1 protein-coding gene is annotated in these 206 nt (G+C 40.3%); it reads left to right on the forward strand.

The genetic code is table 11. The features are described from left to right. Positions 1–206 (forward strand): hypothetical protein (locus tag ACXAGJ_RS24870; protein ID WP_474843924.1); only part of this gene is annotated, 206 nt, incomplete at both ends.

The following is a 206-nucleotide window of genomic DNA, read 5'->3' on the forward strand; positions in this document are numbered from 1 at the left end:
AGGATTTGATGCTTCTGTAGAACAGATTTGGTTAGCCTTATGTAGTGGTAGTGTTTTGGTTTTATTGGATGAAGCTACGATTTTGGATAGTTCGTTATTTTCGGATTACATACGCTCTCAAGGAGTTACCCATTTGCATGCTACCCCTTCTTACTTATCGGGCTTAAGTTTAGGTTCTCAGCCGAGTTTACGTCGTATCGTATCAG

Source organism: Aquimarina sp. AWH4_224, from assembly GCF_056160245.1.